The organism is Thermococcus sp., from assembly GCF_015521605.1.
Lineage (GTDB): Archaea > Methanobacteriota_B > Thermococci > Thermococcales > Thermococcaceae > Thermococcus.
In genome coordinates this window covers 1-14,023 of the sequence record NZ_WANV01000018.1, presented here as the reverse complement: position 1 = coordinate 14,023, position 14,023 = coordinate 1, and the positions used below count along the sequence as shown (strand labels likewise).

Here is a 14,023-nt window from a genome sequence, read left to right as displayed (position 1 = left end):
TTTTGGCGATCGAGAGATACTTCATCAAGGAAGGCGTTAAGGAGATGCTCATCGACGAGTACCTTGAGAAGGAGCTTAGGCGCGCCGGCTACGGCGGAATAGACATCAAGAAGACCCCCCTCGGAACCAAGGTCATCATCTTCGCCGCCAACCCCGGCTACGTTATAGGCAGGGGTGGCAGGCGCATTAGGGAGCTCACCAGGACCCTTGAGAGGCAGTTCAACCTTGAGAACCCCCAGATCGAAGTTGAGGAGATCAAGAACCCCTACCTCAACGCCAAGGTTCAGGCCGTCAGGCTCGCCCAGGCCCTTGAGAGGGGCATCCACTTCAGGAGGGCAGCTTATTCAGCCATAAGGGCCATCATGAGGAACGGCGCCAGGGGTGTTGAGATCCGCCTGAGCGGAAAGCTCACCGGTGAGAGGGCCAAGAGCGTCAGGTTCTACCAGGGCTACCTCGCCAAGGTTGGAAACCCGGCCGAGACCCTCGTCAGCAAGGGCTACGCCCAGGCCAAGCTCAAGCTCGGTGTCATCGGTGTCAAGGTCTCCATCATGCCGCCCGATGCCAAGCTCCCGGACGAGATAGAGGTTATAGAGAAGGTTCAGGAAGAGGTGAGCACCAATGAAGCCGAGTGAGATTAGGGAGATGAGCATCGAGGAGATCGACAAGAAGATCAGGGAGCTCCGCCTTGAACTCGCCAAGGAGAGGGGTGTGCTCACCATGGGGGCCTCTCTTGAGAACCCCATGGTCATCCGGAACCTCAGGCGCGATATCGCGCGCCTGTTGACCATAAAGAAGGAGAAGCTTAGGGAGAAAAGGTGATGGTTAGTGCCTAGGATTGTTAACCCTCTGGATGAGATGCTCTTTAAGGAGGTCCTGAAGGAGCAGCAGAGAATTAGAGTCTACATAGAGAAAGCCCGCTACGGAAAGCTTAAAACCATAATCGAGGGCATAGACGAGAAGGAGTTCGACCTCGAAGATATAGCTAAAAAGCTGAAGGCGAAGCTGGCATGCGGCGGAACGGTAAAGAAGGGAAGGATAGAGCTCCAGGGAGACCACAGAGAAAGGGTCAAGAAGTTGCTGGGAGACCTTGGATTTTCAGAGGACTTGATAGAAATCGAGTGACGGCAAAGAACATCATCTGGAGCGAGCTCATAGGGCTGAAAGCAAAAATTATAAGGGCATCTCATCCAGAGCTGGTTGGCATCGAGGGCTACGTCCTTGACGAGACGAGGAACACCCTCACCATCGGCGGTGAGAGGGTCTGGGTTATCCCGAAGGACGTGGTGGAGCTCGAGTTTGAAGTTGGCGATAAAAGGATCCGGATCAACGGAAAAGAGCTGATTGGAAGACCCGAGATGAGATTGAAGAAGAGGTGGCGAAAATGAGAGAGATCGGATTGAAGGTTCAGCCTCCCGCTGAGAAGTGCGACGATCCGCACTGCCCCTGGCACGGGCACCTCAAGATACACGGCAGGTACTTCGAGGGCGTCGTCGTCAGCGACAAGGGCAAGAAGACCGTCGTCGTCGAGAGGCAGCACTACCACTACCTCAAGAAGTACGAGAGGTATGAGCTCAGGAGGAGCAAGGTTCACGCTCACAACCCGGAGTGCATAGACGCCAAGGTCGGTGACAGGGTTCTCATCGCTGAGACCAGGCCGATAAGCAAAACCAAGAGCTGGGTTGTTGTTGCAGTCACCAAGAGGGCTGGCGAGAGGTGATATAGATGGCGAAGAAGGGTGCAGGTGCTACGAGAGGTATTAGCCCGGTCAGGCCAACTCGCGCTCTTCCGATAGGCGCTTACCTCAAGGTCGCCGACAACAGCGGTGCCAAGGTCATCCAGATCATAGGCGTCGTTGGCTACAAGGGCACCAGAAGGAGGCTCGCCTCAGCCGGTGTGGGCGACATGGTCATCGCCGCCGTCAAGAAGGGAAGGCCGGACATTAGGCACCAGGTGGTCAGGGCCGTTGTCGTCAGGCAGAGGAAGGAGTACAGGCGCCTTGATGGTATGCGCGTCAAGTTCGAGGACAACGCGGCAGCGATAGTCACCCCCGAGGGTGTCCCGAGGGGAACCGAGATCAGGGGTGCCATAGCAAGGGAAGCCGCCGAGCGCTGGGTCAGGCTCGGGAGCATAGCGAGCATAGTGTTGTGAGGTGAGAATGATGAAGTTGAAGACGAGACAGCCCAAGAAGCAGAGGAAGTTCCTCTACAACGCTCCCCTTCACCTTAGGAGCAAGATAATGGCCGCTACCCTGAGCCCGGAGCTCAGGAGCAAGTACGGCGTGAGGAGCCTTCCGATCAGGGAGGGTGACAAGGTTCGCGTTATGCGCGGCGACTTCAAGGGCAAGGAAGGCAAGGTCCTTGAGGTTGACCTCAAGAGGTACAGGATACACATCGAGGGAGTCACTCAGAAGAAGGTCGACGGAACCGAGGTCTTCTACCCGATCCACCCGTCGAACGTTATGATAATAGACCTCAACCTTGAGGACGAGAAGAGGGAGAAGATAATTAATAGGAGGGCTGGTTGATGGCGAGGAAAGGAGCCAAGAGGCACCTTAAGAGGCTTGCCGCTCCGAATCAGTGGTACATCTCAAGAAAGACCTACAAGTGGGCGGTCAGGCCGAGGCCGGGTCCGCACAACATGAGGACTTCCATACCGCTCCTCTACATAGTCAGGGACTACCTCGGCTACGCCAAGACTGCCCGCGAGGCCAGGAAGATACTCAACGAGGGCAAGATACTCGTTGACGGCCGCGTGAGGAGGGACTACAAGTTCCCGGTCGGAATCATGGACGTCGTTTCCATCCCCGAGACCGGCGAGCACTACAGGGTTCTTCCGAACAGGATTGGCAAGCTCATACTCCACCCGATAAGTGAGAAGGAAGCGGGCATCAAGCCGCTCAGGATAAGCAACAAGAGAATGGTCAAGGGTGCGAAGGTACAGCTCAACCTCCACGACGGAAGCAACCACCTCGTTACAATGGACGACAAGGACAAGTACAGGACAGCCTACACCGTCCTCATGAAGGTTACGGAGAGGGAGGTCATTGAGGTCATCCCGTTCGAGGTAGGAGCTTACGTCTTCGTTACCCAGGGTAAGAACGTCGCAAGGAAGGGTAAGGTCGTTGAGGTCAGGCAGTTCCCGATGGGCTGGCCGGACGTCGTCACCATCGAGGACGAGAACGGCGAGCTCTTCGACACGCTGAAGGAGTACGCCTTCGTCGTTGGTAAGGACAAGCCGGAGATTTCCCTTCCGTGAGGTGAGATGAGATGCAGATCAACAGAGAGGCTATCCTTGCAGACTGGGAAGCTCACCCTATGAGGAGGCCCAGGATTGCGAAGGTCACCATAAACATTGGGGTTGGCGAGAGCGGTGAGAGGCTCACCAAGGCCGAAAAAATGCTGGAGCAGCTTGTTGGCCAGAAGCCCATAAGGAGAAGGGCCAGGCAGACCAACAAGGACTTCGGAATCAGGCGCGGAGAGCCGATAGCGGTCAAGGTCACCCTCCGCGGCAAGAAGGCCGAGGAAATGCTCAAGAGACTCCTCGCTGCGGTTGACAACAAGCTCAAGGCGAGCAACTTCGACGAGCACGGCAACTTCTGCTTTGGAATAGACGAGCACATCAACATACCCGGCGTCGAGTACGACCCGGAGATAGGCATCTTCGGTATGGATGTCTGCGTCACCCTTGAGAGGCCTGGCTTCAGGGTCGCCAAGAGGAAGAGGCAGAGGAAGAAGATACCGAACAGGCACAAGCTGACCAAGGAGGAAGGTATCGTCTTCGCTATGGAGGAGTTTAAGGTTACCGTGGAGGGATTGTGAGATGGCGAAGGCTGACTACAACAAGAGGAAGCCCAGGAAGTTTGGGAAGGGTGCGAGAAGGTGCATGCGCTGCGGCCAGTACGGCCCGATAATCAGGATACACGGCCTTATGCTCTGCAGGCACTGCTTTAGAGAGATAGCCCCCAAGCTGGGCTTTAAGAAGTACGAGTGAGGTGAGAGGAGATGACTTTGCTTGACCCGCTGGCGAACGCTCTCTCCCACATAACCAACAGCGAGAGGGTCGGAAAGAAGGAGGTTTACCTCAAGCCGGCCTCCAAGCTCATAGGAGAGGTCCTCAGGGTTATGCAGGAGAACGGCTACATCGGTGAGTTTGAGTTCATAGACGACGGAAGGGCAGGCATCTACAGGGTGCAGCTCATAGGAAAGATCAACAAGGCTGGGGCGATAAAGCCGAGGTTCCCGGTCAAGGCCAGGGAGTACGAGACATGGGAGAAGAGGTTCCTTCCGGCCTTCGAGTTCGGTATCCTCATAGTCTCGACCTCCCAGGGCGTCATGACGCACAAAGAGGCCATCGAGAAGGGAATCGGCGGAAGGCTGATAGCCTACGTCTACTGAGGTGAGAGAGATGCCGATAGACGCGTGGGTAAGGGAAGAGGTTGAGATTCCGGAGGGAGTCGAGGTCACCGTTGAGAACAACGTCGTCAAGGTCAAGGGTCCGAAGGGCGAGCTCGAGAGGGAGCTCAGGTATCCGGGCGTCCAGATCTTCACCGAAGACGGTAAGGTCGTCGTCTTCAAGGAGTTCCCGAGGAAGCGCGACATAGCCATAGCCAGAACCTTCAAGGCCCACATAACCAACATGATCAAGGGCGTCACCGAGGGCTTCACCTACAAGCTCAAGGTCGTTTACAGCCACTTCCCGATGACCGTCAAGGTTCAGGGTGACGAGGTTGTCATCGAGAACTTCCTCGGTGAGAAGAACCCGAGGAGGGCCAAGATACTTCCGGGAGTCACCGTCAAGGTCATGGGCCAGGAGGTCATCGTCGAGGGCATAGACAAAGAAGCTGTAGGCCAGACCGCTGCAAACATCGAGCAGGCCACCAGGATAACCAAGTGGGACAGGCGTGTCTTCCAGGATGGAATTTACATCGTTGAGAAGGCTGGTAAGCCGATAAAGTTCTGAGGTGTGAGAAATGAACGAGAAGGCGAGACTCCTTAGGATAAGGGCCAGGATCAAGAGGAAGAAGCCCCGCTTCCTCAGGCAGGAGTGGTGGCGCTATCCGAAGTTCAAGAACGACCCGAAGTGGCGCAGGCCGAAGGGAATCGACAGCAAGATGAGGCTCAAGAAGAAGGGTAAGGCCAGGTCACCGAGCATAGGCTGGAGCTCACCGAGGCTCGTTAGGGGACTCCACCCGAGCGGGTATGAGGAAGTCCTCGTCCACAACGTCAAGGAGCTTGAGGCCATCGACCCGACCAGGCAGGCCGCCAGGATAGCCAGGACCGTTGGTGCCAGGAAGAGAGAGGCGATACTTGCCAGGGCGAAGGAGCTCGGTGTTAAGGTTCTTAACGCGAGGTGAGACTCATGCTCAAGATGCAGAGAAGGATTGCCGCTGATTTGTTGAAGTGCGGTGAGAACAGGGTCTGGATCGACCCGGAGAGGATTGACGACGTCGCGGCTGCCATCACTAGAGAGGACATCAAGAGGCTCATCAACGATGGCGTCATAAAGAAGAAGCCCGTCAAGGGACAGAGCAGGGCTCGCGCCAGGGCCTATCAGGAGGCCAGAAAGAAGGGACGCCACAGGGGCCCCGGAAGCAAGAAGGGTAAGAAGACCGCTAGGATGGGCAAGAAGGAGCGCTGGATGATGACCATCCGCGCCCTCAGGAAGGAGCTCAGGAAGCTCAAGGCCGAAGGAAAGATCGACGAGCACGCCTACAGGAGGCTCTACATCCGTGCTAAGGGCGGCCAGTTCAAGAACAAGAGGCAGCTCTACATGTTCATGCAGGAGCACGGTATCTTGAAGGAGTGAGGTGAGAGAGATGGCACACGGACCGAGGTATAGGGTTCCGTTCAGGAGAAGGAGAGAGGGTAAGACTAACTATCACAAGAGGCTCGCCCTCCTCAAGTCTGGCAAGCCCAGGCTTGTCGTGAGGAAGACCCTGAACCACCACATGGCCCAGGTAGTCCTTTACGACCCGAAGGGTGACAGGACAGTGGTCTCTGCCCACACCAGGGAGCTTATGAGGGACTTTGGCTGGAAGGGACACGGCGGCAACACCCCAAGTGCCTATCTGCTTGGTCTCCTCATAGGCTACAAGGCCAAGAAAGCTGGAATAGAGGAGGCCATCCTCGACATAGGCCTGCACCCGCCGACCAGGGGTTCAAGCATCTTTGCTGTCCTCAAGGGAGCTGTTGACGCTGGGCTCAACGTCCCGCACAGCGAGGAGATCTACCCGGAGGACTACAGGATAACCGGCGAGCACATAGCCAACTACGCCAAGGCCCTCAAGGAGGAGGACGAGGAGCGCTACAGGAAGCAGTTCTCGGGATACCTCGTCAAGGGTCTTGAGCCGGAGAAGCTCCCCGAGCACTTTGAGGAGGTCAAGGCGAGGATAATCGAGAAGTTTGAGGAGGCGAGAGAATGAGCGACCCGAGGGAGATCGCCCAGAGGGTTTTGGAGGAGTGGGAGCCGAGGACCAAGCTCGGTCAGCTCGTCAAAGAGGGCCAGATAACTGACATTCACGAGATATTCCGCAAGGGGTACCAGATCAAGGAGCCGGAGATAGTGGACGTCCTCCTTCCGGAGGTCAACCTCAGGGAGAACCAGGAGGTTCTCGACATAGCCCTCACCGTCAGGATGACCGACAGCGGCAGGAGAATCCGCTTCAGGGTTCTCGCCGCTGTGGGCAACAGGGACGGCTACGTCGGCCTCGGAATCGGCCACGGCAAGGAGGTCGGAATAGCCATCAGGAAGGCCATCAACTACGCCAAGATGAACATCATCGAGATCAAGCGCGGCTGTGGAAGCTGGGAGTGCCGCTGTAGGAGACCGCACTCAATTCCGTTCGCCGTCGAGGGCAAGGAGGGAAGTGTCCGCGTCAAGCTCATGCCCGGACCGCGTGGTCTTGGCCTTGTCATCGGTGACGTCGGCAAGAAGATACTCAGCCTCGCTGGAGTCCAGGACGTCTGGTCGCAGAGCCTGGGTGAGACCAGGACGACAGTCAACTTCGCCAAGGCAGTCTTCAATGCGCTCTACAACACCAACCGCGTTGCAATTCAGCCGGGAATGGAAGAGAAGTACGGCATCATTGTCGGAAGGGAGATGAGGGCCAACTTTGAGCTGGAGTGAGGTGAGAGAGGATGGCAAAGCTTGCACTCATCAGGCTTAGGAGCGGGATAAGGGCGAGGGGCGAAGTCAGGGACACCCTCGCCATGCTCCGCCTCCACAGGATCAACCACCTCGTCCTCGTCGACGACAACCCGAGCTACAAGGGAATGGTTCAGAAGGTCAAGGACTACATCACCTGGGGTGAGATTGACGCAGAGACTCTCGCCAAGCTCATCAGGAAGAGGGGCAGGCTCATCGGGAACAAGCCGATAACAGACGAGTACGTCAAGGAGAAGCTCGGAATGACCATAGACGAGTTCGCCAAGAAGGTCGTTGACGGCGAGATGAAGCTCACCGACCTGCCGAACATCAAGCCGGTCTTCAGGCTTCACCCGCCGAGGGGCGGCCTTAAGGGCAGCAAGAAGCGCAGCTTTAAGGAAGGCGGTGCCCTCGGCTACCGCGGCGAGAGGATAAACGACCTCATTGAGAGAATGCTCTGAGGTGGCGAGAGATGATAAGGAGAAAGAAGAAGGTTAGGAAGCTCCGCGGAAGTCACACTCACGGATGGGGCTGCAAGAAGAAGCACCGCGGCGGCGGTAGCAAGGGCGGTAAGGGAATGGCAGGAACCGGAAAGAGGAAGAACACCAAGTGGACCTGGACAATCAAGTACGCCCCGGATCACCTCGGCAAGAGGGGCTTCCACAGGCCCAAAGCCGTCCAGTACACTCCAAAGACCATAAACCTCAGCGACATAGACGAGAACCTCACCCTCTTCCTTGATATGGGCGTTGCCTACGAGGAGGAGGGAAAGATAGTCGTTGACGTCACCCAGCTCGGCGTTGACAAGGTTCTCGGCACCGGAAAGCTCACCAAGCCCCTTACCATCAAGGCCTACTACGTCACCCCGAAGGCCGAGGAGAAGATAAAGGCCGCTGGCGGCGAGGTTCTCCTCGCCTGACCCCTTTAATTTAACTTTTGGCGGGTGTTAATCATGGGGTTCAGAAACGTAGTGTTCGCGATTGAAAGGTACTTCCCCGAGGTGGAGCGGCCCAAGAGGCACGTGCCACTCAAGGAGAAGTTCATGTGGACGGGAATCGTTCTGCTGCTGTACTTCATCCTCGCTGAGATTCCGCTCTATGGGATTCCAGCACAGATTCAGGACTACTTTGCCACGCTCAGGTTCGTCCTCGCAGGAAGGAGTGGTTCTCTTCTGACTCTCGGTATCGGGCCGATAGTCACCGCGAGCATCATCATGCAGCTTCTCGTTGGTTCCGAGATAGTTCACCTTGATCTCTCCAATCACGAGGATAGGCGGTTTTATCAGGCCGCCCAGAAGCTGTTTGCAGTCTTCATGAGCTTCTTCGAAGCAGCCATATACGTCTTCGCCGGTGCCTTCGGTAGGGTGGATACCGGCCTCGGCGCCTTCCAGACCGTGACGACACCCGCCGGTGAGGCGTACATCGGACTCGGCCTGGCGATACTCATCATACTCCAGCTTGGATTCGCCTCCGTGATGCTCATCCTCCTCGATGAGCTCGTGAGCAAGTGGGGTATCGGAAGCGGTATCAGCCTCTTCATCGCCGCGGGTGTTTCACAGACCGTCATTACGAAGGCCCTAAACCCTGCAACGACCCCTGACTACATCGACCCCGTCACAGGAGGGCCTGCGATAATAGGTGCCATCCCCGCGTTCATACAGCATCTGTTCTACGGCGACCTCACGGGCGCGCTTTACAGGGGAACGCTGCCGGATATGATGGATCTGCTGGCCACCATAGTCGTCTTCCTCGTGGTTGTTTATCTTGAGAGCATGCGCGTTGAGATACCGCTCAGCTACGGCCGTGTTACCGTTCGCGGAAGGTACCCGATAAGGTTCATGTACGTCAGCAACATCCCGATTATCCTGACTTTTGCCCTCTACTCCAACATCCAGCTCTGGGCCAGACTCCTCAACAACTTCGGCTACACATTCCTTGGAACCTTCGACGAGGCCGGCTACCCACTAACAGGATTTGTCACGTACCTCTATCCACCGCGGGACATCTACCACGTCATCGCAGATCCGGGAAGGGCCCTGGTCTACGCGCTGATGACGATCTTCTGGTCGATACTCTTTGGATTCCTGTGGGTCGAGCTGACAGGCCTTGACGCCAAGAGCATCGCCAGACAGCTTCAGAGCGCCGGCCTTCAGATTCCGGGATTCAGGCGCGATCCTAGGATACTGGAGAGGGTGCTCAACAGGTACATCCCCTACGTCACCTTCTGGGGTTCGTTCACCCTGGCGATAGTGGCAGTGCTGGCGGACTTCCTTGGAGCCCTTGGTACGGGAACGGGAATCCTCCTTACGGTGGGTATACTCTACAGGTTCTATGAAGAGATAGCCAGAGAACAGGCCACCGAGATGTTCCCGGCTTTGAGGAGGTTCTTCACCAAGTGAGTCTTTCTTTTCTTTCACAAAACCTTTTAAACCCGGTTCGATTACTTCTTCCAGAAACCTCCTTGGGTGAGCGTGATGCCGTTTGTGGTCATGATAACAGGGATTCCAGGGGTGGGTAAGAGCACAATAACCCGGCTGGCCCTTCGAAAAACGAAGGTCAAGTTCAGGCTTGTCAACTTTGGCGACCTGATGTTCGAGGAGGCAGTGAAGGCGGGACTGGTGAGCCACAGGGACGAGATGAGAAAGCTCAACCCCAACGTTCAGAAGGAGCTCCAGATGAAAGTCGCCAGAAGGATCGTTGAAATGGCCAAGATGGAGCCCATACTCCTCGATACCCATGCAACCATCAGAACCCCTGTAGGATACCTTCTCGGTTTCCCCAAGGAGGTCATCGAGGTAATAAACCCCAACTTCATAGTCATAATCGAGGCCACCCCGAGCGAGATACTTGGAAGACGTCTCCGCGATCTGAAGCGCGATAGGGACGTTGAGACTGAAGAGCAGATACAGAGGCATCAGGATCTTAACCGTGCCGCTGCCGTGAGCTACGCCATGCACTCTAACGCGCTCATAAAGATAATCGAGAACCATGAAGATAAGGGCCTTGATGAGGCCGTTCACGAGCTTGTTGAAGTACTGAATCTGGCGGTGGGAGAGTATGATTGAGGGGATATACACATTCCTTGACAATCTGTTTGGACCCATGATACAGGCCTACCACCCGATAGTGGTGGTCACTGTCGCGGGCATAATGCTGGGTGGACTCTTCACCCTGCTGAACTACATCCTGGTCGACCAGGAAAAGGTTAAGCGGCTTCAAAAGAAGAGCAAAGAGTTCCAGAAGAAGTACAAGGAGGCCCAGGCCGCAAAGGATGAGAAAAAGCTCAAGAAGCTTCAGCAGGAGCAGATGGAGCTTATGAAGCTCCAGAGCGAGGTCATGAAGGACACGATGTTCAAAGTCACGCTGCTGACCCTGCCGATATTCTGGATCTTCTTCGGATGGCTCAGGAGATGGTATATCGAAGTTGGCATAGTGAAATCTCCGTTCAACTTCTTCATATTCGACTGGTTCCACAGACTCTATCACTCCGGACTGCCCGCTAACGAGCTCGGTTACGTCGGCTGGTACATCATGACGTCTATGATAACCGGTTACATCCTCAGGAAGCTCCTTGACATGGGTTAAATTTAAAAAGACTCTGAAAATAGGGGTTGCGAGGTGAGAGAAATGAAGCCGATGTACAGGTCAAGGTCATGGAGAAGGAAGTACGTCAGGACTCCGGGCGGAAGGACCGTCATACACTTCGAGAGAAGGAAGCCGAAAGTAGCTCACTGCGCCATGTGCGGTAGGCCGCTCAACGGCATTCCCCGCGGAAGGCCGAGCGAACTCAGGAAGCTCCCGAAGACGGCAAAGAGGCCAGAGAGGCCCTACCCGAACCTCTGCCCGAGCTGCATGAGGAAGGTCATGAAGGCCCAGGTCAGGGCTGCCCTCGTCTGAGGTGCTAACATGCCGAAGGGCTGCCTCGTGATAACCGTCAGCGGCCTGGCCGGTTCCGGGACGACGACACTGTGCAGGAACCTCGCCAGGCACTACGGCTTCAAGCACATATACGCCGGCCTCATCTTCAGGCAGATGGCCAAGGAGATGGGCATGTCGCTTGAGGAGTTCCAGGAGTACGCAGAGCTTCACCCCGAAATAGACAGGGAGGTGGACAGGAGGCAGGTCGAGGCAGCCAAAGAGTGTAACGTCGTTATCGAGGGGCGCCTAGCCGGCTGGATGGTCAAGAATGCCGACCTTAAGATATGGCTCGATGCCCCCATAATGGAGCGTGCCAGGAGAGTTGCCCGCCGTGAGGGTGTCTCCGTGGAGGAGGCCTTTGTGGAAATCGCCGAGCGCGAGAAGGGCAACAGGAAAAGGTATTTAAACCTCTATGGAATTGACATCGACGACAAGTCGATTTACGACTTGATTATTAACACTGCCCACTGGGATCCCGATGGCGTCTTCGCGATTGTGAAGGCCGCCATCGACCACCTTTACCCCGACGGTGACGCGGGGTCGGGTGCAAACCCGGGCAACAAAAAATGAGGAGGTGGGATGAATGCCAGCTATGGAAGTTGGAAGGCTTGCAGTTATAATCGCCGGAAGGAGGGCCGGCCAGAAGGTCGTCGTCGTTGACGTCATCGACAGGAACTTTGTCCTCGTTACAGGCGCCGGCCTCAACAAGGTCAAGCGCAGGAGGATGAACGTTAAGCACCTTGAGCCCCTTCCGGAGAGGGTCAACATCGAGCGCGGCGCCGACGACGAGGCCGTCAAGGCCGCCCTTGAGAGTGCTGGAATCAGCCTTGAGTGAGGCAGAGGCCTTTTGGCCTCCCTTTACTTCTCAACGCTTTTAAGTTTGGTTTCCAACTATTTCTGGTGGGTTTCATGAAAACCGCGCTTGTGACAGGTGCAACTGGCGGCATCGGAAGGCTTCTTGTTGAGGGTCTCGTCGGGAGGGGCTACCGCGTTGTTGGGGTGGCCAGAAACGGAGAAAAGCTCCGTGAACTTCAGGAAAAACTGCCTGCCTTTGAGTACATAATCGCCGACCTGAGCAAAGGGGACTTTCCAGGCACGATTTTGGAGGGGCTTGAGAGGCTGGGTGTGGAAAGGGTTGACCTCCTCATAAACAACGCCGGCCTCGCGGTGAGAAAGCCCCTTCTTGAGCACTCAAGCGAGGAGCTGGAGAACCTGTTCCGGGTAAACACCCTCGCGCCCGTTGAGCTCACGAATGTGCTCCTCCCAGTGCTCCCGAAGGGTTCGACCGTGGTGTTCATAATCAGCGGCGTTGCCTTTATCAACGTGCCGGAGATTCCCTCCTACTGCGCCGCCAAGGGTGCCCTCCACTACCTCGCGGTAAACCTTGAGAGGGAGCTAAGAGCCAGAGGAATCCATGTTATGAGGGTGTATCCCAAGCAGGTCAAGACGGGTTTCTGGAACGGAAGGGTTCCGAAGGGCTCGATAGAGCCGGAACAGGTTGCAAGGGCGGTATTGAAGGGGCTTGAAAAGGGTAAGAGGGAAGTTTTCGTGCCCGGCTATCTGAGGTTCGTCAAATACCTCCCAAACTGGCCGGTATTTACATACCGGTTCAAGTACTAAGCTCAGGTTTATAAGGCGCTATTCCGAACTTAGGGCGATAACGCTCATCGGGTGATGCTCATGGCGAGGGACGAGGTCAGGAGGATTTTACCTGCAGACAGAAAGCGAGAGGTTCTGATTAAGGACGAGAAGGCCGAGACGAACCCGAAGTGGGGCTTCCCGCCCGAGAAGAGGCCAATGGAGATGCACATGCAGTTCGGGATAATAAACCTTGACAAACCACCTGGCCCAACCAGTCACGAGGTTGTTGCCTGGATAAAGAGGCTCTTCAACCTGAACAAGGCCGGCCACGGCGGGACCCTAGATCCGAAGGTCAGCGGCGTTTTGCCCGTGGCACTTGAGAGGGCAACGAGGGTCGTTCAGGCGCTCCTACCTGCGGGAAAGGAGTACGTTGCGTTGATGCACCTCCACGGCGACGTTCCTGAGGACAAAATCCGCGCGGTTATGCGGGAGTTCGAGGGCGAGATAATCCAGAGGCCGCCGCTGAGGAGCGCGGTCAAGAGAAGGCTGAGGACGAGAAAGGTTTACTACATCGAGATTCTTGAGATAGACGGTAAAGATGTGCTCTTCCGTGTTGGCGTCGAGGCGGGGACCTACATACGTTCACTTATCCACCACATCGGCCTTGCCCTCGGAGTGGGAGCGCACATGGCCGAGCTGAGGAGAACGAGGAGCGGGCCCTTCAAGGAGGACGAGACCCTCGTAACCCTTCACGACCTCATCGATTACTACCACTTCTGGAAGGACGACGGCATTGAGGAGTACTTCAGGAATGCCATCCAGCCGATGGAGAAAGCGGTGGAGCACCTTCCCAAGGTATGGATAAGGGACTCCGCCGTTGCGGCGGTCACCTACGGAGCCGATCTGGCCGTTCCTGGCATAGTCAAGGTTCACAAGGGCATCAAGAAGGGTGATTTAGTTGCCGTGATGACTCTTAAAGACGAGCTGGTTGCACTCGGAAAGGCCACCATGACGAGCGGCGAGATGCTCCAGAAGAGCAAGGGCATAGCCGTCGATGTTGACAAGGTCTTCATGCCGAGGGACTGGTACCCCAAACTTTGGTGACGAAAGACAAGGGGGCTCGGCCCCCTTATCTCTCTGTACTCTCAAACCCCCGGAGTGGGGCTTCGCCCCACAACCCCCTTCTCTCTTAAACTATTGGGGGGCTGTGCCCCCACGCCCCGAGCTTTGATTGCATAAAATAATCAGTTGTGTTCTTTTGTTCACTCTTTTACTCTCCCTTCTTTTGGCCCGTTCTCATCGTGTTAATACGGTTGTAAATTGAAAATCCTACGAAAAAAAAACGTTAGTTAATCCAACTAGTAAAAAGAAAAGTTTATATA

Annotated in this window: 26 protein-coding genes; all 26 read left to right on the top strand. The window is 55.9% G+C overall.

The features are described 5' to 3' along the window. The first annotated feature begins 2 nt into the window (after positions 1 to 2). The 26 genes from F7C11_RS03495 to F7C11_RS03370 all read left to right on the top strand — a co-directional run bounded on the left by F7C11_RS03495 (position 3) and on the right by F7C11_RS03370 (position 13,745). Positions 3 to 632 (top strand): 30S ribosomal protein S3, encoded by a 630-nt coding sequence (locus F7C11_RS03495; RefSeq protein ID WP_297090996.1) that lies wholly within the window; start codon positions 3 to 5, stop codon positions 630 to 632. After that, a complete protein-coding gene (gene rpmC, locus F7C11_RS03490) occupies positions 619 to 819 on the top strand; it encodes a 50S ribosomal protein L29 (RefSeq protein WP_055429654.1) in 201 nt (66 codons plus the stop codon). Before F7C11_RS03495 ends, rpmC begins: the two co-directional genes overlap by 14 nt. A gap of 36 nt (positions 820 to 855) precedes the next feature. Continuing rightward, a complete protein-coding gene (gene yciH / locus F7C11_RS03485) occupies positions 856 to 1,122 on the top strand; it encodes a stress response translation initiation inhibitor YciH (protein ID WP_206204009.1) in 267 nt (88 codons plus the stop codon). Then, positions 1,008 to 1,385 (top strand): ribonuclease P protein component 1, encoded by a 378-nt coding sequence (locus tag F7C11_RS03480; protein ID WP_297090994.1) that lies wholly within the window; start codon positions 1,008 to 1,010, stop codon positions 1,383 to 1,385. The genes yciH and F7C11_RS03480 overlap by 115 nt, the downstream gene beginning before the upstream one ends. After that, positions 1,382 to 1,717: a 30S ribosomal protein S17 gene (locus tag F7C11_RS03475; RefSeq protein WP_297090993.1), complete on the top strand. Its 336-nt coding sequence runs from the start codon at positions 1,382 to 1,384 to the stop codon at positions 1,715 to 1,717. Before F7C11_RS03480 ends, F7C11_RS03475 begins: the two co-directional genes overlap by 4 nt. A 5-nt stretch (positions 1,718 to 1,722) precedes the next feature. Next, a complete protein-coding gene (locus F7C11_RS03470; protein WP_055429656.1) occupies positions 1,723 to 2,148 on the top strand; it encodes a 50S ribosomal protein L14 in 426 nt (141 codons plus the stop codon). Positions 2,149 to 2,158: 10 nt separating this feature from the next. After that, entirely contained in the window at positions 2,159 to 2,524 is a 366-nt protein-coding gene (rplX, locus tag F7C11_RS03465; RefSeq protein ID WP_297090990.1) for a 50S ribosomal protein L24, read from the top strand. Then, positions 2,524 to 3,255 (top strand): 30S ribosomal protein S4e, encoded by a 732-nt coding sequence (locus F7C11_RS03460; RefSeq protein ID WP_297090988.1) that lies wholly within the window; start codon positions 2,524 to 2,526, stop codon positions 3,253 to 3,255. Before rplX ends, F7C11_RS03460 begins: the two co-directional genes overlap by 1 nt. Positions 3,256 to 3,266: 11 nt before the next feature. Beyond that, positions 3,267 to 3,818, top strand: a complete 552-nt coding sequence (locus F7C11_RS03455) for a 50S ribosomal protein L5 (protein WP_297090986.1) — start codon at positions 3,267 to 3,269, stop codon at positions 3,816 to 3,818. 1 nt (position 3,819) lies between these two features. Next, positions 3,820 to 3,990, top strand: a complete 171-nt coding sequence (locus F7C11_RS03450) for a 30S ribosomal protein S14 (RefSeq protein ID WP_014012546.1) — start codon at positions 3,820 to 3,822, stop codon at positions 3,988 to 3,990. 11 nt (positions 3,991 to 4,001) lie between these two features. Then, positions 4,002 to 4,394, top strand: coding sequence for a 30S ribosomal protein S8 (locus tag F7C11_RS03445; RefSeq protein ID WP_297090978.1), 393 nt, complete (start codon positions 4,002 to 4,004; stop codon positions 4,392 to 4,394). A 10-nt stretch (positions 4,395 to 4,404) separates the two neighbouring features. Continuing rightward, positions 4,405 to 4,959, top strand: a complete 555-nt coding sequence (locus F7C11_RS03440) for a 50S ribosomal protein L6 (protein ID WP_297090976.1) — start codon at positions 4,405 to 4,407, stop codon at positions 4,957 to 4,959. 10 nt (positions 4,960 to 4,969) lie between these two features. Further along, complete coding sequence (locus F7C11_RS03435; protein WP_297090974.1) at positions 4,970 to 5,353, top strand: 50S ribosomal protein L32e; 384 nt, start codon at positions 4,970 to 4,972, stop codon at positions 5,351 to 5,353. A gap of 5 nt (positions 5,354 to 5,358) precedes the next feature. Then, positions 5,359 to 5,805 (top strand): 50S ribosomal protein L19e, encoded by a 447-nt coding sequence (locus F7C11_RS03430; RefSeq protein ID WP_297090973.1) that lies wholly within the window; start codon positions 5,359 to 5,361, stop codon positions 5,803 to 5,805. 10 nt (positions 5,806 to 5,815) lie between these two features. After that, the gene (locus F7C11_RS03425; RefSeq protein WP_297090971.1) at positions 5,816 to 6,421 is read left to right on the top strand and encodes a 50S ribosomal protein L18; all 606 of its coding nucleotides are present in this window, start codon (positions 5,816 to 5,818) and stop codon (positions 6,419 to 6,421) included. Next, positions 6,418 to 7,125, top strand: coding sequence for a 30S ribosomal protein S5 (gene rpsE, locus F7C11_RS03420; protein WP_297090969.1), 708 nt, complete (start codon positions 6,418 to 6,420; stop codon positions 7,123 to 7,125). The genes F7C11_RS03425 and rpsE overlap by 4 nt, the downstream gene beginning before the upstream one ends. Positions 7,126 to 7,136: 11 nt before the next feature. Continuing rightward, on the top strand, positions 7,137 to 7,604 hold the full coding sequence (locus F7C11_RS03415) for a 50S ribosomal protein L30 (protein ID WP_297090967.1): 468 nt from the start codon (positions 7,137 to 7,139) through the stop codon (positions 7,602 to 7,604). Between the two features lie 11 nt (positions 7,605 to 7,615). After that, positions 7,616 to 8,062, top strand: a complete 447-nt coding sequence (locus F7C11_RS03410) for an uL15m family ribosomal protein (RefSeq protein ID WP_297090964.1) — start codon at positions 7,616 to 7,618, stop codon at positions 8,060 to 8,062. A 33-nt stretch (positions 8,063 to 8,095) separates the two neighbouring features. Next, positions 8,096 to 9,541, top strand: a complete 1,446-nt coding sequence (secY, locus tag F7C11_RS03405; RefSeq protein WP_297090963.1) for a preprotein translocase subunit SecY — start codon at positions 8,096 to 8,098, stop codon at positions 9,539 to 9,541. 75 nt (positions 9,542 to 9,616) lie between these two features. Beyond that, positions 9,617 to 10,207 carry an adenylate kinase gene (locus F7C11_RS03400; RefSeq protein ID WP_297090961.1) on the top strand — a complete coding sequence of 197 codons (591 nt, stop codon included), beginning with the start codon at positions 9,617 to 9,619 and terminating at the stop codon, positions 10,205 to 10,207. Then, positions 10,200 to 10,727 carry a DUF106 domain-containing protein gene (locus F7C11_RS03395; protein ID WP_297090960.1) on the top strand — a complete coding sequence of 176 codons (528 nt, stop codon included), beginning with the start codon at positions 10,200 to 10,202 and terminating at the stop codon, positions 10,725 to 10,727. The genes F7C11_RS03400 and F7C11_RS03395 overlap by 8 nt, the downstream gene beginning before the upstream one ends. A 42-nt stretch (positions 10,728 to 10,769) precedes the next feature. Beyond that, positions 10,770 to 11,039, top strand: a complete 270-nt coding sequence (locus F7C11_RS03390) for a 50S ribosomal protein L34e (protein ID WP_297091062.1) — start codon at positions 10,770 to 10,772, stop codon at positions 11,037 to 11,039. A gap of 9 nt (positions 11,040 to 11,048) precedes the next feature. Beyond that, positions 11,049 to 11,630 (top strand): (d)CMP kinase, encoded by a 582-nt coding sequence (gene cmk / locus F7C11_RS03385; protein ID WP_297090958.1) that lies wholly within the window; start codon positions 11,049 to 11,051, stop codon positions 11,628 to 11,630. Positions 11,631 to 11,643: 13 nt separating this feature from the next. Next, positions 11,644 to 11,895, top strand: a complete 252-nt coding sequence (locus F7C11_RS03380; RefSeq protein ID WP_297090956.1) for a 50S ribosomal protein L14e — start codon at positions 11,644 to 11,646, stop codon at positions 11,893 to 11,895. Positions 11,896 to 11,969: 74 nt separating this feature from the next. Further along, positions 11,970 to 12,680 (top strand): SDR family oxidoreductase, encoded by a 711-nt coding sequence (locus tag F7C11_RS03375; protein WP_297091059.1) that lies wholly within the window; start codon positions 11,970 to 11,972, stop codon positions 12,678 to 12,680. 60 nt (positions 12,681 to 12,740) lie between these two features. After that, positions 12,741 to 13,745: an RNA-guided pseudouridylation complex pseudouridine synthase subunit Cbf5 gene (locus F7C11_RS03370; RefSeq protein ID WP_297091057.1), complete on the top strand. Its 1,005-nt coding sequence runs from the start codon at positions 12,741 to 12,743 to the stop codon at positions 13,743 to 13,745. The last annotated feature ends 278 nt before the right edge of the window (positions 13,746 to 14,023 follow it).